Origin of the sequence: Magnetospirillum aberrantis SpK, assembly GCF_011022235.1 — a bacterium.
Classification (GTDB): Bacteria; Pseudomonadota; Alphaproteobacteria; order Rhodospirillales; family Magnetospirillaceae; genus Magnetospirillum; species Magnetospirillum aberrantis.
The window spans coordinates 200397-221980 of sequence record NZ_JAAIYP010000039.1 but is presented as its reverse complement, the minus strand read 5'-3'; the positions used below and the strand labels follow the sequence as shown (position 1 = coordinate 221980).

The following is a 21584-nucleotide window of genomic DNA, read 5'->3' as shown; positions in this document are numbered from 1 at the left end:
GGATCACCAAAGCCCCAGCCAGCCCGAGGATTCCTCTTCCTGCTGCGAGGCGTTCTTGCCGGTGCGGACCAGGGCGTAGGCGTCCTCGTACCAATCGCTGCCGGGGAAGTTGTGGCCCAGAACGGCGGCGGCCTTCTTGGCTTCGTCGTCAAGGCCAAGGGTGGTGTAGATTTCGACCAGCCGCAACAACGCCTCGGGGACGTGGGTGGTGGTCTGATAGCTCTCCACGACGATCTTGTAGCGGTTGATGGCGGCCAGCCACTGGCCCAGGCTCTGGTAATAGCGGCCGATGGCCATTTCCTTGCCGGCCAGGTGGTCGCGGGCCAAATCGACCTTGAGCCGTGCGTCCTTGGCGTAGGAACTGGCGGGGAAACGGTCGATCACCTCTTGCAGCGACTTCATGGCCTGTTCGGTCATCTTCTGGTCGCGATGGACGTCGGTGATCTGTTCGTAATAGCACAGGCCCTTGAGGTAATAGGCGTAGGGCGTGTCCTTGTTGCCGGGATGCAGTTGGATGAAGCGGTCCAACTGGATCAGCGCGTCGTCATATTTGTTGCGCTCGTACAGCACATAGGCGGCCATCATCTGGGCCTTGGTCGCCCACACCGAATAGGGGTGCTGACGTTCCACCTCTTCGAAGGCCTTGGCCGCTTTCTGGTATTCGTTCTTTTCGACCAGATCCATGGCCTCGTTGTAGAGCTCCTCGACCGGGCGCTCGACATATTCCTCTTTCTTGTCGGAACAGGCGGCCAATGTGGCGGCGACGGCCAGGGCCAGCAGGCCGAGACGCGGACGGCGAAGGGCGGAGACGAAACCGGTCATGGACTTCCTTGGGCAAGGCAGGGTGCCGAGTGGTCGCGACTATACCACGGCAGCGGCCAAGAAAAACCCCCGCCTTTCCGGGAAAGGCGGGGGCGTTCGTCCAGTGGAGGGACCCTCTGGAAAGAAGATCAGCCGTTGACCACCAGGGCGTCGGGAGCCGGCAGGGCATAACCGCCAGCGGCGGCCGAGCCGGGGGCTACGGGGGTGTAGGCCCAGGCGGTCTGATCGGCGAACAGGGCACGCAGCAACTGGTTGTTCAGCGCATGGCCGGAACGGATGCCATGGAAAGCGCCAATGATCGGGGCGCCGGCCAGCGACAGGTCGCCCACCGCGTCCAGGATCTTGTGGCGGACGAATTCGTCGCCATAGCGCAAACCGTCGTCGTTCAGAACCTTGGTGCCGGTGCTGTCGATGACCACCGCGTTGTCCAGCGAACCGCCGCGGGCCAGACCGTGGGCACGCAGCATGGCCACTTCCTGTTCGAAGCCGAAGGTCCGCGCGCGGCTGATTTCCGACTTGAAGCTGCCCCTGGACAGGGCGACGAAGAATTCCTGGCGCGCGATGGCCTGGCTGGCGAAGTCGATTTCGAAGCGCAGCGAGAAACCGTTGGCCGGGCTGAGCGAGGCCATCTTCTCGCCGTCGGTGACGGTGACGCGCTTCAGCACGCGGATGGCGCGGCGCGGCGCGTCCTGTTCGACGGTGCCGGCGCATTCGATCAGGAACAGGAAGGGCGCGGCCGAGCCGTCCATCACCGGCACCTCGGCGCCGTTGATCTCGATCAGGCAATTGTCGATGCCCGATCCGGCCAGCGCACTCATCAGGTGCTCGACGGTACCCACCTGGGCGCCGGTCTCGTTGACCAGGCAGGTGTTCATGCGGGTGTCGCCCACGTTCGACCACAAGGCGGGAACGATGGCGCCACGGCCGGCGATGTCGGTGCGCTTGAACTGGATGCCGAAATCGGCCTCGGCGGGGTGGAGAACCATGGTGACCTTGGCGCCGGAATGAAGTCCGATGCCGGTGCAGCCGATGGCGGTCTTGAGGGTTCGCTGGCGAATGACGGTATGCTCTGAAATTTCGGAGGAGGACTTGAAGGCGGCGACTTTGTCGGTCTTGGAGAACTTCACGACTTCACCCCATCCTTACCCGCGGGCGGCTTCGGCTTTCGCCGTTTGGCCTGGACCCAGGGCCCTGTTTCGATGCTGCTGTTCTACCGCTGCCCTCTCAATCCCTCAAATCAATCATTGTTTCGCTTTGTTACACCGCGGCAACCGACCCTGATGCCACGGGGAAAGAGTGGGTCCGGCCGCGTTGGCGGCGACCGGACCCAAGTCGGTCATTCAGCGCGGATTCCGTTTTCCGATGCGTCAGTTGGCCTGACGGCGCAGGAAAGCGGGGATGTCCAGATCCTCGGCCGAGCGGGCGGTGGCCGGTTCGCCACGGCTGGCCATGCGCGGCTGCGCCTGCTGCGGCGCGGCCTGCTGGGCCGGGGCGGCCGGTTGAACCGGCTCGTGCTGGGCCGGCTGGCGGGCCGGGCGGCGCAACAGGTCGAACAATCCGCCCATGCGGCGCGGTTCTTGCTCGGCGTGGCGGGCGTGCGGCGCCTGATGAGAGGGGTGGTGGCTGTCGGCGATGTCGCTGACGGCGCGGGTCAGGGACGCCATGTCCGGCTGATGCGACGGCAACGGCGCCATGTCGGGATCGACCCGCAACTGCTCACGGACGGGCATTTCCTCGCGGACCTGGGCGGCGGCGCGGGGCTGGGGCTGTTCCATGCGCATTTCCGGCTGATAGGCCGGTTCCGGGCGCTCGACGCGCATTTCGGCACGGGTGGCGGGCTGTTCCTGTTCGACGGCGTCGACCGAAGTCTCAAACGCCACGGCCTGCATGGTCGCGGCAGAGGACATCGGGGCGGTCTTGACGCGGGCGACCGCCGGTTCCGGCGCCGGAGCGGCCTGCGAACTCACCACCGAAGGACGGAAGGCGGGCTGTTGGGCCGGAGCGGTGCGCATCTGGGCCGGGGAGGCCTGTTGCGGAGCCAGCGAGATCACCGTCGGCTTGGGCTGGGCGGCGGCTTCCGAGGCGATGCCGGTGGCGACCACCGAGACGCGCATCTTGCCGTTCAGCTTTTCGTCGAAGGTCGAGCCGAAGATGATGTTGGCGTCGGGGTCGACCTCGTCGCGGATGCGGTTGGCCGCCTCGTCCACCTCGAACAAGGTCATGTCCAGGCCGCCGGTGATGTTGATCAGCACGCCCTTGGCGCCCTTCATCGAGGTGTCATCCAACAGCGGGTTGCTGATGGCGGCTTCGGCGGCGGCGATGGCGCGCTTGTCGCCCTCGGCCTCGCCGGTGCCCATCATGGCCTTGCCCATCTCGCTCATCACCGTGCGGATGTCGGCGAAATCCAGGTTGATCAGGCCGGGCATCACCATCAGGTCGGTGACACCGCGCACGCCGGAATACAGCACGTCGTCGGCCATCTTGAAGGCGTCGGCGAAGGTGGTGCGTTCGGTGGCGATGCGGAACAGGTTCTGGTTGGGGATGATGATCAAGGTGTCGACGTATTGCGACAGTTCCTCGATGGCTGCTTCGGCGGTGCGCATGCGGTGCGCGCCTTCAAAGTGGAAGGGCTTGGTCACCACGCCGACGGTCAGGATGTTCTGCTCGCGCGCGGCCTGGGCGATGACCGGGGCGGCGCCCGATCCGGTGCCGCCACCCATGCCGGCGGTGATAAACACCATGTTGGCGCCGGTGATCTGGGCGATGATCTCCTCAAGGCTTTCCTCGGCGGCGGCGCGGCCGATGTCGGGACGCGAGCCGGCGCCCAATCCTTGGGTGACCACGGTGCCCAACTGCACGCGCCGTTCGGTGCGCGACTGGGCGATCGCCTGGGCGTCGGTGTTGGCGACGATGAACTCGACGCCTTCCAGCTTGGACGAAATCATGTTGTTGACGGCGTTGCCACCGGCGCCGCCGACGCCGACTACGGTGATCTTGGGCTTAAGTTCCGCGGGCGCACCCGGAAGAAAAGTCAACATATTGTACCCTCCGCGCTGTTGGCCGTCTGTTTTCGCGGCCGTTGTAATGGGGTATTTCCGTGTTCTGCTTGTTGTTCTTTTTGTTTTGTTTTCTAGAAGTTGCTCTTGAACCAGCTTCCGAACCGTCCCAATTTGGAACTGCCCGGTTCACCGGTGCTGGCGCGTTTACCCCGACTGGTCGGTGGGGCGTGGGCCAGCGCATAGCGGATCAGGCCGCCACAGGTGGAAAAGGCCGGGCCGCCCGTGGCTTCGGGCAATCCCTGCAATCCCACGGGACGGCCCAGCCGCACCTGCTTGTCGAGCACCAATCCGGCAAGGTCGCGAACGCCCTGCATCTGGCTGGCGCCGCCGGTCAGCACCACCCGGCGTCCGGCCAGCTTGTCGAAGCCGCCTTGTTCCAGGTACGAGCGCACCAGTTCGAAAGTCTCTTCCAGCCGGGGCTGGATGATCTGGATCAGCATCGAGCGCGGCACCTGGTTCGCGGCGCCGTCCTCGTCCTCGCCGACCAGCGGCACCTTCAGCATTTCGCGGTCGTCGGCCGGCGACGGGATGGCGCTGCCATAAAGTGTCTTCATGCGCTCGGCATAGGCCAAGGGCGTCGAAAGCCCGCGTGCGATGTCGTTGGTGACGTGGTGGCCGCCGACGCCGATGACGTCGGTGTGAACCAGTTGCCCGCCCAGGAACACGGCGATCGAGGTGGTGCCGCCGCCCATGTCGATGCAGGTGACGCCCAGTTCCTTTTCGTCCTCGACCAGACAGGCCAGACCCGAGGCGTAGGGGCTGACCACGCGGGATTCGATGTCCAGATGGCAGCGATGAACCACGGTCTGAAGGTTGCGAACCGGACCGATGGCGGCGGAAATGACGTGGATGGCCACGCCCAGCCGTTCGCCATACATGCCGCGCGGGTCGCGGATGCCTTCGTTGCCGTCGATGGTGTAGTCCACCGGGATGGCGTGGACCAGCTCACGGTCGGCGGCTTCGTGGTGGGCGCGGCCATGATCCAGCATGCGCCGGATGTCGGCTTCGTTGACGGCGTGGCCGTTCATCGCCACCTCGACCTTGACGTTGGCCGATTGCGGCGCGCCGCCGGAAACGTTGACCACCACCGTCTTGACACGTTCGCCGGCCATGTCCTCGGCTGCCTCGACGGCGGCGCGGATGGAATGCTCCAGTTCCTCCATATCGACCACGGCGCCGCCGCGCATGCCGCGCGCCACCTGATGGCCGATGCCGACGATGCGGGGACTGCCGTCGTCTTGGACGCGCGCGATGAAACAGCACACCTTGGTGCTGCCCACATCCAGCGCTGCGATCAGTCCGTTGCGCATGTCAGGCTCCGTTGTCCTTGCGCTTGGCTTCGGCCGGATTGGCGGGGCGCTCGGTCTTCAACACCATGCGGTCGGGGGTGCGCAGGTCGATCATGGCGACCGCGCGGTTGGTCACGCTTTTGTCGCGCTCCATCTGGGCCAGACGATGCCAGGCGTCCTCTGCCTGGTCCTCGGGCAGCCGCACCTCGACGCCGTGGATGGCGTCGTCCAGCATGACGTTCCAGCGGCGGTTGCCGACGCGCACCGCCGCCTTGACGCGGGCGGCCAGTTCCGGTTCGGACGCCAACATGGTCAACAATTCGTCGGCGCGGATGCCGGCGCCGTCGCCCACCACTAGCGGCAGATCCTCGTAACCGGCGATGGGGCCGGGAATCTGGACACCGTCGCGGTCGACCAGCACATGCACGCCGTTGTTCTGCCACAGAGCGACCGGGCTGCGTTCGACCAGGGCCAGATGCAGCGATCCGGGCAGGCGGCGTTCCACCGCCGCCGCGCGCACCGAGGGGATCGCCTCGAGCCGGTCCTTCACCTCGTTCAGGTCTACGGCCAGGATAGGTCCGCCATGGCGGGCGCCCAGCGCCGCCGCCACCTCGTCCATGGTGGTGCGGCCACGCCCCGAAACGGTGATCTCCTCGATACGGAAGCCGGCACGGGCGGTGGCGTCGAACAGGGCGGCCACCGTCGCCTGGGCGGTCCGTTGAACCACGCCGGAATGCCACAGCACCGCGCTGCCGACCACCAGGGCGGTGACGGCGACGCCACCGGTCGCCAGTTTTTGCAACGCGCTCAGGTGCAGGCGCGGAATCTTGCGCCGCATCTTGGCCTTGGCCTTGCGCGGACGCGGTTCCCCCGCCTCGCGCGGGTCGGCCGCGGGGCGCTTGTGCTTGCGGTGCACCGCGTGGGCCGACGAGGCGATCCGGTCGTCGGCGGTGATGACGATGTCGCTGTCGTTCATCCGTCGCATGCCGCGTTCTCCACCATCCAGCGAACCAGTTCGGGATACGTGATGCCCAGTTGACCGGCGATGTCGGGAACCAGCGACGTCGCGGTCATGCCCGGCTGGGTGTTGACCTCGAGCACCACCAGCCGGGGTTTCTCGTCGGGCCGGGTGTCGTCGTAGCGCAGGTCGGCGCGCGACACGCCCCGGCACCCCAAGACCTGATGCGCCAAGAGCGCCAGCCGGCAGGCTTCCTCGTAATCCTCGGCGGGAATGGGGGCGGGGAAGAGATGGCGCGAGCCGCCGGGGGCATATTTGGCTTCGTAATCGTACCAGCCGCGATCCGAGGTGATTTCCAGCGCGCCCAGCGCGCGGTCGCCCATGATTGCGGCGGTCAGCTCGCGGCCGGGCACGAATTCCTCGACCAGCACCTCGTCGGAATCGAACGGCCAGTCCTTGAGCGGGTCGCGGTTGTCGCCGGGATGCAGGATGTAGACCCCGACCGAGGAGCCCTCGTTCAACGGCTTGACCACATGCGGACGGGGAACCGAGGTCGGCTGGCCTTTCTTGACCACCTCGCCCTTGGCCACCGGGATGCCGGCCTGTTCGAACAGGCGGCGGGCGAAAGCCTTGTCCATGGCCGCCGCCGAGGCCAACAGGCCGGAATGGGTATAGGGAACGCCCAAAAGGTTCAGAAGACCCTGGACGCAGCCGTCCTCGCCGAAGCGGCCGTGCAGCGCGTTGAACACCACGTCCGGCTTGCTGGCCACCACCTCACGCACCAGATCGCCGGGGTCGCGGCCGACATCGAGCAAGGTCACGGCGTAACCGGCCTCGGTCAGCGCCTTGGCCGAGGCCTTGCCGGAATTCAACGATACCTCGCGCTCGGTCGAGGCTCCGCCCATCAGGACCGTGACGCGCTTCATGCCTTGTTCTCCTCGATGCCGATCCGGCGGATTTCCCAACGCAACTCGATGCCCGAGGTTTCGCGCACGCGGCGGCGCACCTCCTCGCCCAAGGCCTCGACGTCGGCGGCGGTGGCGTCGCCGGTGTTGATCAGGAAGTTGCAATGCTTTTCCGACACCTGGGCGCCGCCGATCCGCAGTCCCCGGCAACCGGCGCGGTCGATCAGTTCCCAGGCCTTGTGGCCTTCGGGATTGGCGAAGGTCGAGCCGCCGGTGCGAACGTGCAGCGGTTGGCTGGCTTCGCGTGCCGAGCGGATTTCCGCCATGCGGGTGGCGATGGCCTGGGTGTCGCCGGCCTGTCCGCGCAGCACGGCGCGGGTGAAGATGAAATCCTCGGGCACGGCGCAATGGCGGTAGGAAAAGCCCAGCGCGGCGAGATCGAGAACGTGGGACACGCCCTGACGGTCCACGGCCTCGGCAGAAAGGGTCACGTCCTTGATCTCGCCGCCGAAGGCGCCGGCGTTCATGCGCAGCGCCCCGCCCACGGTGCCCGGCACGCCCGACAGGAATTCAAGGCCGGCGATGCCGGCTTCCATGGCGGTCATGGCCACCGTCAGGTCCAAGGCCCCGGCCCCGGCGGTCACCGTGATGCCGTCCACGGCGATGGCGGCGAAGGGACCGGCCATGCGCACCACAACGCCCGGCACGCCGCCGTCGCGCACCAGAAGGTTGGAACCGACGCCGATCACCGTGACCGGAATCTCGGCCGGCAGGGCGGCCAGGAACTGGGCCAGATCTTCGGAATCGGCGGGACGGAACAACACTTCGGCCGGTCCGCCGACACGGAACCAGGTCAGCCCGCCCAACGCCGCGTCGCGGGTCAGGCGACCGCGGACGCGGGGAAGGGTGTCGGCCCAGTCGGCGGGAAGCGGGGAAACCGTCAAGGGGCGACCTCCAGCGCGTTCAATTCGGCGGGCAGGGCATGGGCCCATTGGGTGATGTTGCCGGCACCCAGGCACACCACGAAATCGCCGGGTCGGGCGACGGCGGCGACCAGCCCGGCCAGTGCCTTGGCCTCGGGCAGCGGCACCACGTGGCGATGGCCGTGTTCCTGAAGCCCCTTGACCAGGGAATCCTTGTCCACGCCGTCGATGGGCTGTTCGCCGGCGGCATAGACGTCGGCCACAACCACCATGTCGGCGTCGTTGAAACAGGTGCAGAATTCGGCGAACAGCGAATGCAGGCGCGAATAACGGTGCGGTTGCACCACCGCGATGACGTTGCCGGTGGTGGCCGAACGCGCGGCTTTCAGCACGGCGGCGATCTCCACCGGGTGGTGGCCGTAATCATCGATCACGGTGACGCCCTTGGCCTCGCCGGTCTTGGTGAAGCGGCGCTTGACCCCGGCGAAGTTGCCGAGCGCCCGGCGCACGATGTCGTTGGGCAGTCCCATCTCGTGCGCCACCGCCACGGCGGCCAGCGAGTTCTGGACGTTGTGTTCGCCGTACATGGGCAGGCACAGGTCGTCGATGGTCCGGGTCTTGCCGGTGACGCGGTCGGTGATGACCACGTCATAGCGGGCGCCGTCCGGGCCGATGCGGACGTTGGTGGCGCGGATCAGCGCCTGGGGCGAGAAGCCGTAGGTGACGATCTTGCGGTCGGGAACGCGGGCGATCAGCGCCTGGACCTCGGCATGGTCGATGCACAGCGCGGCGAAGCCATAGAACGGGATGTTCTCGACGAAGGTGCGGAAGGCGTCGCGCAGCCTGTCGAACGACCCGTAATGGTCCATGTGCTCGGGGTCGATGTTGGTCACCACCACCGCCGTCGCCGGCAGCTTGGTGAAGGTGCCGTCGCTTTCGTCGGCTTCCACCACCATCCATTCGCCGGCGCCAAGTCGCGCGTTGGTGCCATAGGCGTTGATGATGCCGCCGTTGATGACGGTGGGATCCAACTGCGCCGCGTCCAAAAGCGCGGCGATCAGCGAGGTTGTGGTGGTCTTGCCGTGGGTGCCGCCGATGGCCAGGGCGTTCCTGAGGCGCATCAGTTCGGCCAGCATTTCGGCACGGCGGACCACCGGCACCATGCGGGCGCGTGCCGCCACCAGTTCCGGGTTATCGGCCTTGACCGCCGAGGACACCACGACGACGCGGGCGTCGCCCAAATTGTCGGCGGCGTGACCGATGTGGATGGCGATTCCCTTGGCGCGCAGACGCGCCACATTGGCGTTGTCGGCGATGTCCGACCCCTGGACCGAATAGCCCAGGTTGACCAGGATCTCGGCGATGCCGGACATGCCGATGCCGCCGATGCCGACGAAATGAATGGTGCCGATGGAAAGCGGCATCGTCCTCATTGGACCAACTCCGATTGGCCCGGCAGGGCGGCGACAAGGTCGGCAAGCTGCGCCGCCGCGTCCGGCCGTCCGGCCGTGCGGGCGCATCCCGCCGCCCGCGCCAGGGTGCCGGGCTGGGTGAACAGGGCTTCCAGACGGCTGGCCAGCGCGTCCGAGGTGAAGGCGGGTTGCGGCATCAGCCACGCGCCGCCGGCCTCGTCGACCGCGCGGGCGTTGGCGGTCTGGTGATCGTCGATAGCATGGGGATATGGCACCAGGATGGCGGGCCGTCCCAGCGCGGTCAGTTCCGCCACCGTCGAGGCGCCGGAACGGGCGATCACCAGATGGGCGGCGCTTATGCGGTCCGGGGCGTCGGCGAAAAAACTTTCCAAGGTGGCGTCGATGCCGCTGCCGGCATAGGCCCCGCGCACCGCCTCGATATCCTCGGGGCGGCATTGCTGGGCCACCGACAGGCGGCCGCGGAGGGCTTCGGGCAGGGCGGCCAGAGCCGAGGGAACGATTTCGGACAACACCCGCGCGCCCTGGCTGCCACCCAGCACCAACAGGCGGATGGGACCGTCTTCGGTCAGGGCCGGATAGGGGGCGTCGCGCAGGGCGGCGACGGCGGCGCGCACCGGCATGCCGGTATGGGTCAGCTTGTCCCGCCACGCCGGGTCCACATGCAAGACGTTGGCGTAAGAGGTGGCGATCCGGCGCACGCGGCCGGCCAACAGGCGGTTGGCGCGGCCCAGCACGGCGTTTTGTTCGTGGATGGCGGTGGGCAGACCCAACAGGGTCGCCGCCACCATGGTCGGCACCGAGGCGTAGCCGCCGAAGCCCACCACCGCCGCCGGACGCAGGCGCTTGAGCAACGAACGGGCCTGGATCACGCCCAGTCCCAGTTCGGCCACGGCGCGCAGCTTGTTCATCAGGCCGCGTCCGGCGATGCCGCCGGCGCTGATGCGGAAGGTCTCGAGCGAGCCCAGCGTGCCGCCATAGGCGTGACCGCGCCGGTCGGTGACCAGACCCAGGCGGAATCCGCGCTCGATCAGCACGCTGGCCAGCGCTTCGGCCGGGAAGACGTGACCGCCGGTGCCGCCGGCCGCCAGAAGGACCAGTGGCGCGGTCATCGCTCGACCTCCTCGGAACCGTAGCGGGTTCGTGTCAGGGCCAGAACCATGCCCATGCCCAGCGCCAAAGCCAGCATGGACGAACCGCCATAGCTGATGAACGGCAAGGTCATGCCCTTGGTCGGCATCAGACGAAGGGTGGACGCCATGTTGACGATGGCCTGAAGCCCGAACTGCACCAGAAGGCCGGCGGTGGCCAACACCACGAACAGGTTCTCCTCTTTCATCAGGCGCGAGAAGCCGCGCAAGACGATGAAGGCGAACAGCGCCACCACCACCAGACACAGGGCGATGCCGAATTCCTCGCCGGCCACCGCCAGGATGAAGTCGGTATGGGCGTCGGGCAGCACCAGCTTGACCCGCCCTTCGCCGGGGCCGCGCCCGAACATGCCGCCGTTCTTGAAGGCGTTGAGCGCGGTCATCACCTGATAGGCGTCGCCGCCGGTGGGGTCGAGGAAACGGTCGACACGCGATTGCACGTGGTCGAACACGAAATAGGCGCCGACGCCGCCGACCACGCCCAGCACCACCAACCCCAACACCAGGATCATCGGCAGGCCGGCCAGGAAGAACTGCCCCCCCCAGACCGAGGCGATGATCAGGGTCTGGCCGACGTCGGGCTGACGCAGCAGCAACAATGCGGTCAGCAAGAACAGCCCGGTGGCGATGGACTTGCCGGGAAAACCGGGATTCAGGCGGCTTTCGGCGAACATCCAGGCCGAGATCACGGCGAAGGTCGGCTTGGTGAACTCGGAGGGCTGGATCGAGATGCCGGCCACGTTGATCCAGCGGGTGGCGCCCTTGACCTCGGGGCCGACGAACAGCACCGCCAGCAACAGGAACAGACAGCAGCCGAAACCGACCACGCCCAGACGGCGCACCTGTTTCGGCGTCAACAGCGACACGCCGACCATCACCACCATGGCCGGCGCCAGGAAAATGAACTGACGGCGGATGAAATGGAAGGAATCGGCGCCGATGCGGTCGGCCACCGCCGGGCTGGCGGCCATGGTCAGCAACAGGCCGATGCCGGCCAACAGGAACAACGCGGCGATGGTCCAACGGTCCACCGTCCACCACCAGCGCCCCATAATGGAAGTATCGGTGCGGCCGAAGTTCATTTCAGCGCCTCCACCAACTGACGGAACACGTCGCCGCGATGCTCGAAGCTCTTGAACTGGTCCCACGACGCGCAGGCCGGGCTCAGCAACACCACGTCGCCGGTTTCGGCGGTGGCGGCGGCCTTGGTCACCGCCATCACCAGCGACCCGCATTGGGTATAGGGCACGCGGCCTTCCAGCACGGCGCCGAATTCCTCGGCGGCATCGCCGATCAGATAGGCGTGCTTGATGCGGCCGAAATGCGGCACCAGGGCGTTGATGCCGCCTTCCTTGGGCTGGCCGCCCAGGATCCAGTGGATGTTCTCGTAACACACCAGCGCCTTTTCGGTGGCGTCGGCGTTGGTGGCCTTGGAATCGTTGACGAAGGTGACGCCGTCGATTTCCGCAACCAGTTCCTGGCGGTGCGCCAGACCGGGATAGGTGGCAAGCGCGGCGACGATGTCGTCGCAGGCGATGCCGTCGGCACGGGCCAGGGCGAAAGCGGCGCAGGCGTTCTGCCAGTTGTGGCGGCCGGGTAGCCGGATGGTGGAACGCAGGTCGGCGACCGGCTGACCATCGACGCGCAAGATGCCGTCGGCGGCCGACACACCCTGTTCCAAGGTTTCCTCGGCCGAGATGCGCACCACGGTCATCCCGCGGTCTTGCAATTCGTCGGCGATCATCTCGCAATAATCGTCATCGATACCGATGATCGCGGTGCCGTCGGCGGCGATGTGGTCGAACAATTTGCGCTTGGCGGCGACATAGCCTTCCATGCCTCCGTGCCGCCCCAGATGGTCGGGGGTGATGTTCAGCAGCACGCCGGCCTTGAGCGACAGGCTGTCCACCAGCTCAAGCTGGTAGCTGGACATTTCGAGCACGTAGCGGCCGTCCGGGCCAAGGTCGGGCATGGCCAGCGCCGGGGTGCCCAGATTGCCGCCCGCCGCCGCGTCGCGACCGGCCTGGACCAGGACATGGGTCAAAAGGGTTGTGGTGGTGCTCTTGCCGTTGGTGCCGGTCACCGCCAGTTTGGGCGTGTCCGGCTTGGCACGGGCCAGCAACTCGACGTCGCACACCAGGGGAATGCCGGCGGCGCGTGCGCGTGCCGCCAGGGGGTGGGCTTTTTCCGCCGGGTGGGTGTGGGGGATGCCGGGGCTCCACACCACCAGGTCGATCCCTTCCAGCGCCGGCTCGGCCACGGTCACGCCGGCCTCGGTGGCGGCCTTGCGCGCCGCTTCGCCGTCGTCCCAGGCGGTGACCAGGGCGCCGCTGGCGGCCAGCGCGCGGGCGGTGGCGGTCCCGGACTTGCCGAGCCCCATGACCAGCACACGTTTGCCGCTCAGGAAGGGAGTGGGGATCATGGCCGTCGCCTCACCGCAATTTCAGGGTGGACAGGCCCACCAGGGCCAGGATGCCGGCGATGATCCAGAAGCGGATCACCACGGTCGGTTCGGCCCAGCCCTTCTTTTCGAAGTGGTGGTGCAAGGGCGCCATGCGGAACACCCGCTTGCCGGTCAGCTTGAAGCTGGCGACCTGGACGATCACCGAAACGGTTTCCAGCACGAACAGGCCGCCGACGATGGCCAGCACCAGCTCATGCTTGGTCACCACCGAGATGGCCCCCAGGGCGCCGCCCATGGACAGCGAGCCGGTGTCGCCCATGAACACCATCGCCGGCGGCGCGTTGAACCACAGAAAGCCCAGCCCGGCACCGACCAGCGCGCCGCAGAACACCGCCAACTCGCCCGAGCCGGGGACATAGTGGATTTGCAGGTAATTGGCGAACACCGCGTGGCCGACCAGATAGGAAATCAGCGCGAACACGCTGCCGGCGATCATCACCGGCACGATGGCCAGCCCATCCAGTCCGTCCGTCAGGTTGACGGCGTTCGACGCACCGATGATCACGAACACCGCGAAGGGCACGAAGAACCAACTCAGGTTCAACAGCACCGACTTGAGGAACGGCACCGCCAGCATGCCCTGCATGGCTTCGGGATGGACCATGTAGATCCAACCGGCGGCGATCAGGGCGATGGCGATCTGGCCCAACAGCTTGAGCTTGCCGGGCAGTCCCTTGGGGTTCTTCTTGGAGACCTTCAGGAAGTCGTCCATGAAGCCGATGCCGCCATAGCCCAGCGTCACCATCAGCACGATCCAGACGTAATGGCTGCGCAGGTCGGCCCACAGCAGCGTCGCCACCGACAGCGCGATCAGGATCAGGAAACCGCCCATGGTGGGCGTGCCCTTCTTGGTCAGAAGGTGGGATTCGGGGCCGTCGGCGCGGATCGGTTGGCCCTGTTTCTGCCATTGGCGCAGCCAGCGGATCAGGCCCGGTCCGATCAGGAACGACACCACCAGCGCCGTCAGCACCGCGCCGCCGGTACGGAAGGTCAGGTATTTGAAGAGATTGAAAAGCGCAATCTCGTCGGCGAGGGGAAAGAGCAGATTGTACAGCATGTTCCCTTAGGCCCCTTCCTGCAAAGCCTTGACCACCCGCCCCATGCGGCTGCCCGCCGAGCCCTTGACCATCACCACGTCGCCGGCCTTGACCGCGGCCTTGACCAAGGGGGCCAGGGCTGCGGAATCGTCGGCGTGAATGCCGCGCCGGTCCTCGGGCAGGGCGTCGCGCAACGCCGCCGACAACGGCCCCGCCGTGTGCACAACGTCGATGTTCCAGGCGGTCACCGCCTGGGCGACGCCGGCATGCAGCGCCGCCGATTGCTCGCCCAATTCCAGCATGTCACCCAGGACGGCGATGCGGCGCCCCCCCTTGCCCGGCCGCGCGGCGGCCAAGGTGGCGATGGCGGCTTTCATGCTGACCGGGCTGGCGTTGTAGCTTTCGTCGATCAATTCGGCGGTGCCGGCACCGGCCTTGATCAGGTGGCGTTCGCCCCGGCCCTTGGGCGGGGTCATGTCGGCCAGCGCGCGGGCGGCCGTCTCGACCTCGGCGCCCAAGGCGCCCGCCGCCAACAGCACCGCCAGCGAGTTCATGGCCCAATGCACGCCGGGAACGCCGATGCGGTACGCCAGCGCGCCATCGCGCAACAGGGCGAAAACGGCGGTTTCCTTTGGATCGACCGCACAATCCAGCAAGCGGGCGTCGGCGTCGATATGGCTGCCGAAGGTCAGTTGCCGGGTCACGCCGGCGGCGGTGGCCGCCCGGCTCAGGCGACGGTAATGGCGGTTGTCGCGATTGAGCACGGCGACGCCGTCCGGTTCCAGCCCGCTGAAGATTTCCGCCTTGGCGTCGGCGATTTCCTCGATGGTGGCGAAATGGCCGGCATGCACCAGTTCGACGGTGGTGACGATGGCGACGTGCGGGCGGACCATGGCGACCAGCGGCGTGATTTCGCCCGGATGGTTCATGCCCAGTTCGAACACCGCGAACTTGCTGGCGGCTGGCATGCGGGCCAGACTCAGTGGCACGCCCCAATGGTTGTTGAAGCTGCCCACCGACCAGTGGGTGGCGCCTTGGCGCGACAGCACCAGCGCGGCCATTTCCTTGGTGCTGGTCTTGCCGACGCTGCCGGTGACGGCCAGGATACGGGCGTCGGTGCGGGCACGCGCCGCGCGTCCCAGATCTTCGAGCCCTTTCATGGTGTCGGCGACCACCAGCAAGGGCAGGCCGTCGCAGCCGTCGGGAATCTTGTGCACCACGGCGCAGGCGGCACCGCTTTCGATGGCCGCCTTGACGTAGTCGTGGCCGTCATGGTTGGGGCCGGCCAGCGCGATGAACAGGTCGCCCGCCGCCACCGAACGCGAATCGATGGAAACGCCCGAGGCGTTCCAGTCGGAGGGGCCGGACAGACGGCCGCCGGTGGCGATCCGGGCTTCTTGGGCATTCCACAGCAAGGTGGGGGTCATGCGGCACCTCGCACGGCTTTTCGGGCCTCCTCGGCATCATCGAAGGGAAGAACTTTCGCGCCCACGATCTGGCCGCGTTCGTGCCCCTTGCCGGCCAGAACCACCACGTCGCCGGCCTGGGCCATGGCGATGGCGGCGGCGATGGCCTGGGCGCGGTCGGCGATTTCGGTGGCGCCGGAACAGGCGGCCAGGATGGCCTGGCGGATCAGGGCGGGGGCCTCGCTGCGGGGATTGTCGTCGGTGATGACGACGACGTCGGCAAGGCGGGCGGCGATGGCGCCCATCTCGGGGCGTTTGCCGGGGTCGCGGTCGCCGCCGCATCCGAACACCACGATCAACCGGGCGGCGGCATGGGGACGAAGCGCCGTCAGCACGGTTTCCAGGGCATCCGGGGTGTGGGCGTAATCGACGAAAACCGGGGCGCCGGTTTGGGTCTGTGCCACCTGTTGCAGTCGGCCGGGCACACCGGTCAACGCAGCCAATCCCCGGACGACGTCCTCGGACGTGCCGCCGGTCGCCAGCACCAGCCCGGCGGCGGCCAGGGCGTTGGCGGCTTGGAAGGTGCCGGCCAGCGGCAACGTCGCCTCAAGCCGGCGGCCGTCAATTTCGATCTCCAGATCCTGACCGCCGGGGGTCGGGGTGGCGGACACCAGCCGCACTTCGATTCCGGCGCGGCCATAACGGATCAACCGGTGGGCACCGGCCGCTTTCGCGACCTGTTCGGCCGCCGGGTCGTCGGCGTTGACCACCGCCCAGCCATCGGCCGGCAGCAGATCCGAGAACAGCCGCAGCTTGGCCGTCAGATAGGCGTCAAGGTCGCCGTGATAATCCAGGTGGTCGCGGGTCAGGTTGGTGAAGGCGGCGGCCTTCAGCGCCACGCCGTCCAGGCGGTATTGGTCGAGGCCATGGCTCGATGCCTCCATGCAGGCGTGGGTGACGCCCGCTTCGGCCAGTTCGGCCAGGGCGGCATGCAAGTCGGCCGGGTCGGGTGTGGTCAGGCTGGGACGGTCGGGGAAACCGTCGGCGACGATGCCCAGGGTGCCCAGGGCGGCGGCCCGGTGGCCCGACCGGGTCCACATCTGGCGGGCGAAATTGGCGACCGAGGTCTTGCCGTTGGTTCCGGTCACCGCCGCCATCACCTGGGGCTGGCGGCGATAAAAGGCCGCCGCCGCGCGGGCGAAGGCCCGGCGCGGGTTGGCGACGCGGATCAACGGTACCGGGCCGGTGTCGATCGCGGTGTCCTCGGGTGCCAGGATGGCGGCGGCACCGGCGGCGATCGCCTGGGCGACGAAGGCGCGGCCGTCGTTCCTGGCTCCCGGCAGGGCGGCGAACAGCATGCCGGGGCGCACCTTGCGCGAATCGGCGGTGACGCCGGCGATCAAAGGCGCGGCGTCCAACGGCAATCCGGGAAGAAGGTCAGTCAATGGCGCTGACATCCCTGCCTCCCCCGGTTCCGGCGATGAAACCCTTGACGCCCGGAGCGGGCGGCGGCGGCGCGGTCCTGGGCATCACCCCCAGCAACGGCGCCAACTGGGCGACGATGCGTCCGGTGGTGGGCGCGGCGTTCCAGCCGGCGGTGATGAAGCCGTAGGTGTCCTTGGTGGGTTGCGGTTCGTCGATGCTGACCAGCACCACATAGCGCGGGTCGTCCATGGGGAAGGCGCCGACGAAGGACGCCAGCACCGACTTCTTCTTGTAGCCGCCGCCCGCCGCCTTTTCGGCGGTTCCGGTCTTGCCGCCCACTTCGTATCCGGGGACGTTGGCCTTTTTGCCGGTGCCCTCGCTGACCACCAGGCGCATCAGTTGGCGCACCTGGGCCGAGGTCTTGGGCTTGATCACCCGCTCGCCGGGCAGCGGTTGGCCGGGGGCGCGGGTCAGCAAGGTGACGGGGTGGAAGATGCCGCCGTTGACCAGGGTGGCGGTGCCCTGAACCAGTTGCAGCGGCGTGATGGACAGGCCGTGACCGAACGAGATGGTGACGGTGTTGATCTCGCGCCACGGATTGGGAACCAGCGGTCCGCCCACCTCGGGCAATTCGATGCTGGGGGATTGCAGCATGCCCAGCCGGCCCATGAACGAGCGTTGTCCCTCGGTGCCGACGTCCAACGCCATGCGGGCGGAACCGATGTTGGACGAATGGATCAATATCTCGGCGACGCTGGCCCAACGGTTGAGCGGGTGGTCGTCGTGGATGGTGTGGCCGGCGAACACCAAGGGCTTGGTGCAGTCGACGCTGGAGTTGATGTTGAAGCGCCCGGAATCGATGGCCAGCGCCGTGTTGAACAGCTTCATGGTCGAGCCCATTTCGTACGCGCCCTTGGTGGCGCGGTTGAAAAGGGCCTCGCTTTGTCCGGCCGGCGGGTCGTTGGGGTCGAAATCGGGCAACGACACCATGGCGACCATTTCGCCGGTGTGGATGTCCAGCACCATGCCCAGCGCGCCCAGCGCGCGGAACTCGGCCACCGCCTTGGCCAGTTCGTTGCGCACCACGGTCTGGGCGCCGATGTCGATGGACAGTTTCAGCGGTTCGCGGCTGTCGCGCAGGGCACGGTCGAAACGCTTTTCGATACCGGCGATGCCCTTGTTGTCGATGTCGGTCATGCCGACGATGTGCGCGACCAGATTGCCGTGGGGATAGACCCGGCGTTCGCCTTTTTCGAAATACAGGCCGGGAATGCCGAGCGCGTTGACGTCGTATTGCTGGCGCGGGGTCAGGTTGCGGCGCAGCCAGACGAATTGCTTGTCGCTGGACAGCTTGGCCTGAACATCGGCTTGGCTCAGGTCGGGCAGCACGCGCACCAGCTTGGTCGCAGCCTCGACCGGATCGAGGATTTCGGTGGCCTTGGCGTAAAGCGACACGGTGGGCAGGCTGGTGGCCAGGATGACGCCCGAGCGGTCGACGATGTCGGCCCGGTCCATCTCCAGCCCCTCGGTCCGCGCGGTGGGCAGGGCGCGCGGCGTCGCCGGGTTGGAATCAAGCACGGCGACGTCGATCATGCGTACGCCGATCACCACGAACACCGCGAGAAAGGCCAGTGCGGCGACCACCAGTCGCGAGCGTCCGGTTTCCAGCGCCCGCTTGCGCACGCCGTCCAGCCGCACCGCCGTTGGCGCGTTGCCGAGGTCTTCGCCGGCGTGATAGCCGGGGACGCGGGGCTTGGGCGCGAACAGGCTCACCGGATCTCCCCAGGCTGCACCGGTGCCGAAGCGAGCGCGGGCGATTGCACGATGATGGAGCGCGGCTGCGCGGAAGGCGCACGCGGGGTGGTGTCGGCACCGGGATAAAGCACACGCGGCGCGGCGACCACCGGGGCCGGGTTGGATGCGGGAATCGGGATGACCGGAGACGGCCCGGCCGGCTTGGCGGAGGCCAATTTGGTGGCGGCGGCCTTGGTCGGTTCCGGCTTGGGCGGAGTCCGGGTCGGTTCGGGGCGGGCGGAGGCGGGCGAGGTGTGGGCGAGCACGGTGTCGTTGCCGCCGCTCACGGCAGCCGCCGGCCGGTCGGTGTCGGCACGGGCGACGACCGCCGCCGCCGCGTGGGCGGCGTAGACCGGTCCGGTGGCCGGCAGGGAATCCAGGCTGGCCACCTGAGTCGGGCCCATGACCTTCATGGACAGGTACTTTTCCGACAAAGCGCGCAGTCGCGCCGGGTCGTTCAGGTAGCTCCACTCGGCCTTGAGCACGTGGATGGCTTCCTGGTTGGACTGAATCTCGTGGTTCAGTTCGGCAAGGCGGACTTCCTGTTCCTTGACCTCGTGCTTGACGAAGAACAGGCCGACTCCGATGCCGCCGGCAAGGCAGGCGCAAACGATGGTGGTGCCAAGACCGTGGATCATCGTGTTCCTCCCCTGTGCGGCCATGCGGGGGCGTCGGTGCGTTGTGCCGCGCGCAGCTTGGCCGAGCGGGCACGCGGGTTGCGCGCCACCTCGGTCGCCGTCGGCGCCTGGGCCTTGCGGCTCAGCAAGGTGAAGGTGGGGGCGGGACCATGCGTCGCCGACGGCAGGTGCCGCGACGGTGCCGGCATGTCGCCCGAGCGTTCCTTGAGGAACGCCTTGACTACCCGGTCTTCCAGCGAATGGAAGGTCACCACCGCCAGCCGTCCGCCCGGTGCCAGGATGCGTTCGGCGGCGGCCAATCCGCGTTCCAGTTCGCCCAACTCGTCGTTGACGTGGATGCGCAGCGCCTGGAAGGTGCGGGTGGCGGGATGGATGCCGTCGCCCGACTTGCGCACCACCTTGGCCACTACGGCGGCCAGTTCCAAGGTGCGTTCGAACGGCTTTTCCGCACGCGCCGCGACGATGGCGCGGGCCACCGGGCGCGACATCCGCTCCTCGCCCAGGCGATAGAGGATATTGGCCAGTTCGGTTTCGTCGCAGGTGTTGACCACGTCGGCGGCGGACGGACCGTTTTGTTCCATGCGCATGTCGAGGGGGCCGTCCTTGGCGAACGAGAACCCTCGCTCGGCCTGGTCGATCTGCATGGACGACACGCCGATGTCCAGCGCCACGCCATCCACCTGGGCGATTCCAGCTTCGGCCATCAACTGGTCCATGTCGCCGAAGCGACCTTCCAGCAGCCGCAGGCGGCCATCCGCGGCCTCGGCCAGGGCGCGGCCGGCGGCGGCGGCGTTGGGGTCGCGGTCGATGCCGTAGACGGTGCCGGCACCGGCCCGCAACAGCGCCAGGGAATAGCCGCCGGCGCCGAAGGTACCGTCCACGTAAGTCCCGCCGGCGCGGGGCGCCAGCGCGGCCAGCACCTCGGTCAGCAGCACGGGAACGTGCTGCGCGTCGTTTTCATTCTCTGCGCTGGGCTCTGCGTTGGGCGGGGTCATTTGCCGTCTCCGCCGGTGGGCTTCTTGAGGGGCAGGGTCGGACGGTTCTTGAACGCGCGGGCGCGGATTTCCGCCTCGGCCGCCCGATAGGTTTCGGGTTCCCAGATCTGGAAGGTCTGCCCCTTGCCGACAAAAGCGCACATGTCGGTGATGCCGGCATGCGCCATCACGTCCTCGGGCAGGACGATGCGGCCTTCGGGGTCCCACGACAATTGGCGGGCGTCGGCGAAGATCAGGGCGGAGATGTCTTCTTGTTCGGGCGAGAAGGCGGCGAAGTCCTGGGTGCTGTCGGACAGGCGTTCCATGAAGTCCATGCCGCAGCCTTCGACGCAGGCGGCGGTGAACGAGCGGTACGCGATGATGCCTTGGAACGGCTGCGGCGCCAGGGTCGCGCGGAAGGTCGCGGGCACGCTGACGCGTCCCTTTTTGTCGACCTTATTCATAAACGTGGAGAGGAAGAGTCCCATCCTCGTCCGCCTAACGCCAGAGATGTGCCCGAAGCCCCCAACCCATCGATGCCCGTGGTGCACACGTCTTCCGTGGGCCGATCATCGGTGGGTGTTTATGGGATATCATGGGCAAACATGGGCGTCAATGGAATCGAGTAGTAAAAGAATGGGAGATTTCGAATGGGGATAATTTTTCCTAAGTTGTTGTCAAAGTAGTAGAAGATTGTCGCGCAAGGCTTTGAGTCTGCGTCGATTTTCGTGATTCTCAGCAAAAAAACGCCGAAGTGGCGAATGGAAACATAAAGTGAACATTTGTGGTGCCCATGATTTCCCATCGAAGCGTGGCGATTTGGGGAAACATGGGAAGTGGGTGAGAAATTGCGCCAGACGGCCTGTAAGCCGGGTTTTGTACCCATGGTTTCCCACGGGTGACGACCATTCATCTGGGACGCCCGTTACCGGACGCCTCACGCGACCGACCCGGACGGCTACGCGGAAGTGCGTTTGGCTTTCCCGAAGGAAAGGCTGCCGTCCCTATTTGGTCTTGCTCCCGGTGGGGTTTGCCGTGCCGCTTCCGTTGCCGGTCGCGCGGTGCGCTCTTACCGCACCCTTTCACCCTTACCGGCCGAATTCCGGGGAATCGGGCCGGCGGTTTGCTTTCTGTGGCACTTTCCCTAGGGTCACCCCCGCCGGACGTTATCCGGCACCGTACTTCCGTGGAGCCCGGACTTTCCTCCCCCGAGGTTCCCCCCGAAAGCGGCCGTCCGGCCATCTGGCGCGGGCGCAATGTGGGCCGGTTGGCGCGCGGCGTCAAGGGGAGGTGTCGGGTGAAGATACCT

Annotated in this window: 18 protein-coding genes and 1 other RNA gene; all 19 read right to left on the bottom strand. The window is 67.2% G+C overall.

Features of this window, described 5'->3' with window-relative positions:
- Positions 1 to 3: 3 nt before the first annotated feature.
- The 19 genes from G4223_RS14075 to rnpB all read right to left on the bottom strand — a co-directional run bounded on the left by G4223_RS14075 (position 4) and on the right by rnpB (position 21521).
- Positions 4 to 822: an outer membrane protein assembly factor BamD gene (locus G4223_RS14075; RefSeq protein ID WP_163680965.1), complete on the bottom strand. Its 819-nt coding sequence runs from the start codon at positions 820 to 822 to the stop codon at positions 4 to 6.
- A 128-nt stretch (positions 823 to 950) separates the two neighbouring features.
- A complete protein-coding gene (gene lpxC, locus G4223_RS14070) occupies positions 951 to 1880 on the bottom strand; it encodes a UDP-3-O-acyl-N-acetylglucosamine deacetylase (RefSeq protein WP_338086885.1) in 930 nt (309 codons plus the stop codon).
- A 309-nt stretch (positions 1881 to 2189) separates the two neighbouring features.
- Positions 2190 to 3860, bottom strand: coding sequence for a cell division protein FtsZ (gene ftsZ / locus G4223_RS14065; protein WP_163680962.1), 1671 nt, complete (start codon positions 3858 to 3860; stop codon positions 2190 to 2192).
- 92 nt (positions 3861 to 3952) lie between these two features.
- Positions 3953 to 5191, bottom strand: coding sequence for a cell division protein FtsA (gene ftsA, locus G4223_RS14060; protein ID WP_163680960.1), 1239 nt, complete (start codon positions 5189 to 5191; stop codon positions 3953 to 3955).
- 1 nt (position 5192) lies between these two features.
- The gene (locus G4223_RS14055) at positions 5193 to 6155 is read right to left on the bottom strand and encodes a cell division protein FtsQ/DivIB (RefSeq protein WP_163680957.1); all 963 of its coding nucleotides are present in this window, start codon (positions 6153 to 6155) and stop codon (positions 5193 to 5195) included.
- A complete protein-coding gene (locus G4223_RS14050) occupies positions 6143 to 7054 on the bottom strand; it encodes a D-alanine--D-alanine ligase (protein WP_163680954.1) in 912 nt (303 codons plus the stop codon). Before G4223_RS14050 ends, G4223_RS14055 begins: the two co-directional genes overlap by 13 nt.
- Positions 7051 to 7977 carry a UDP-N-acetylmuramate dehydrogenase gene (murB, locus tag G4223_RS14045; protein WP_241004122.1) on the bottom strand — a complete coding sequence of 309 codons (927 nt, stop codon included), beginning with the start codon at positions 7975 to 7977 and terminating at the stop codon, positions 7051 to 7053. Before murB ends, G4223_RS14050 begins: the two co-directional genes overlap by 4 nt.
- Complete coding sequence (murC, locus tag G4223_RS14040) at positions 7974 to 9389, bottom strand: UDP-N-acetylmuramate--L-alanine ligase (RefSeq protein ID WP_163680949.1); 1416 nt, start codon at positions 9387 to 9389, stop codon at positions 7974 to 7976. The genes murB and murC overlap by 4 nt, the downstream gene beginning before the upstream one ends.
- A complete protein-coding gene (murG, locus tag G4223_RS14035; RefSeq protein WP_163680947.1) occupies positions 9386 to 10498 on the bottom strand; it encodes an undecaprenyldiphospho-muramoylpentapeptide beta-N-acetylglucosaminyltransferase in 1113 nt (370 codons plus the stop codon). Before murG ends, murC begins: the two co-directional genes overlap by 4 nt.
- Positions 10495 to 11619, bottom strand: coding sequence for a putative lipid II flippase FtsW (gene ftsW, locus G4223_RS14030; RefSeq protein ID WP_163680946.1), 1125 nt, complete (start codon positions 11617 to 11619; stop codon positions 10495 to 10497). The genes murG and ftsW overlap by 4 nt, the downstream gene beginning before the upstream one ends.
- Positions 11616 to 12959 (bottom strand): UDP-N-acetylmuramoyl-L-alanine--D-glutamate ligase, encoded by a 1344-nt coding sequence (gene murD, locus G4223_RS14025; RefSeq protein ID WP_163680944.1) that lies wholly within the window; start codon positions 12957 to 12959, stop codon positions 11616 to 11618. The genes ftsW and murD overlap by 4 nt, the downstream gene beginning before the upstream one ends.
- 10 nt (positions 12960 to 12969) lie before the next feature.
- Positions 12970 to 14058 carry a phospho-N-acetylmuramoyl-pentapeptide-transferase gene (gene mraY / locus G4223_RS14020; protein WP_163680942.1) on the bottom strand — a complete coding sequence of 363 codons (1089 nt, stop codon included), beginning with the start codon at positions 14056 to 14058 and terminating at the stop codon, positions 12970 to 12972.
- Between the two features lie 6 nt (positions 14059 to 14064).
- Complete coding sequence (locus G4223_RS14015) at positions 14065 to 15465, bottom strand: UDP-N-acetylmuramoylalanyl-D-glutamyl-2,6-diaminopimelate--D-alanyl-D-alanine ligase (protein WP_163680940.1); 1401 nt, start codon at positions 15463 to 15465, stop codon at positions 14065 to 14067.
- Positions 15462 to 16889, bottom strand: a complete 1428-nt coding sequence (locus tag G4223_RS14010) for a UDP-N-acetylmuramoyl-L-alanyl-D-glutamate--2,6-diaminopimelate ligase (RefSeq protein WP_420844452.1) — start codon at positions 16887 to 16889, stop codon at positions 15462 to 15464. The genes G4223_RS14015 and G4223_RS14010 overlap by 4 nt, the downstream gene beginning before the upstream one ends.
- Positions 16882 to 18642, bottom strand: coding sequence for a penicillin-binding transpeptidase domain-containing protein (locus G4223_RS14005; protein ID WP_163680936.1), 1761 nt, complete (start codon positions 18640 to 18642; stop codon positions 16882 to 16884). The genes G4223_RS14010 and G4223_RS14005 overlap by 8 nt, the downstream gene beginning before the upstream one ends.
- Positions 18639 to 19301, bottom strand: coding sequence for a cell division protein FtsL (gene ftsL / locus G4223_RS14000; RefSeq protein WP_163680934.1), 663 nt, complete (start codon positions 19299 to 19301; stop codon positions 18639 to 18641). Before ftsL ends, G4223_RS14005 begins: the two co-directional genes overlap by 4 nt.
- Positions 19298 to 20296 (bottom strand): 16S rRNA (cytosine(1402)-N(4))-methyltransferase RsmH, encoded by a 999-nt coding sequence (gene rsmH / locus G4223_RS13995; protein WP_163680933.1) that lies wholly within the window; start codon positions 20294 to 20296, stop codon positions 19298 to 19300. Before rsmH ends, ftsL begins: the two co-directional genes overlap by 4 nt.
- Entirely contained in the window at positions 20293 to 20763 is a 471-nt protein-coding gene (gene mraZ / locus G4223_RS13990) for a division/cell wall cluster transcriptional repressor MraZ (protein ID WP_163680931.1), read from the bottom strand. The genes rsmH and mraZ overlap by 4 nt, the downstream gene beginning before the upstream one ends.
- 361 nt (positions 20764 to 21124) lie before the next feature.
- An RNA gene (gene rnpB, locus G4223_RS13985) (RNase P RNA component class A) lies at positions 21125 to 21521 on the bottom strand.
- Positions 21522 to 21584: the final 63 nt, after the last annotated feature.

Coding starts and splice junctions, on each gene's coding strand:
- G4223_RS14075 (WP_163680965.1), bottom strand. CDS start 822: ATGACCGGTTTCGTCTCCGCCCTTCGCCGTCCGCGTCTCGGCCTGCTG.
- ftsZ (WP_163680962.1), bottom strand. CDS start 3,860: ATGTTGACTTTTCTTCCGGGTGCGCCCGCGGAACTTAAGCCCAAGATC.
- ftsA (WP_163680960.1), bottom strand. CDS start 5,191: ATGCGCAACGGACTGATCGCAGCGCTGGATGTGGGCAGCACCAAGGTG.
- G4223_RS14055 (WP_163680957.1), bottom strand. CDS start 6,155: ATGCGACGGATGAACGACAGCGACATCGTCATCACCGCCGACGACCGG.
- G4223_RS14050 (WP_163680954.1), bottom strand. CDS start 7,054: ATGAAGCGCGTCACGGTCCTGATGGGCGGAGCCTCGACCGAGCGCGAG.
- murC (WP_163680949.1), bottom strand. CDS start 9,389: ATGAGGACGATGCCGCTTTCCATCGGCACCATTCATTTCGTCGGCATC.
- murG (WP_163680947.1), bottom strand. CDS start 10,498: ATGACCGCGCCACTGGTCCTTCTGGCGGCCGGCGGCACCGGCGGTCAC.
- ftsW (WP_163680946.1), bottom strand. CDS start 11,619: ATGAACTTCGGCCGCACCGATACTTCCATTATGGGGCGCTGGTGGTGG.
- murD (WP_163680944.1), bottom strand. CDS start 12,959: ATGATCCCCACTCCCTTCCTGAGCGGCAAACGTGTGCTGGTCATGGGG.
- mraY (WP_163680942.1), bottom strand. CDS start 14,058: ATGCTGTACAATCTGCTCTTTCCCCTCGCCGACGAGATTGCGCTTTTC.
- G4223_RS14015 (WP_163680940.1), bottom strand. CDS start 15,465: ATGACCCCCACCTTGCTGTGGAATGCCCAAGAAGCCCGGATCGCCACC.
- ftsL (WP_163680934.1), bottom strand. CDS start 19,301: ATGATCCACGGTCTTGGCACCACCATCGTTTGCGCCTGCCTTGCCGGC.
- rsmH (WP_163680933.1), bottom strand. CDS start 20,296: ATGACCCCGCCCAACGCAGAGCCCAGCGCAGAGAATGAAAACGACGCG.
- mraZ (WP_163680931.1), bottom strand. CDS start 20,763: ATGGGACTCTTCCTCTCCACGTTTATGAATAAGGTCGACAAAAAGGGA.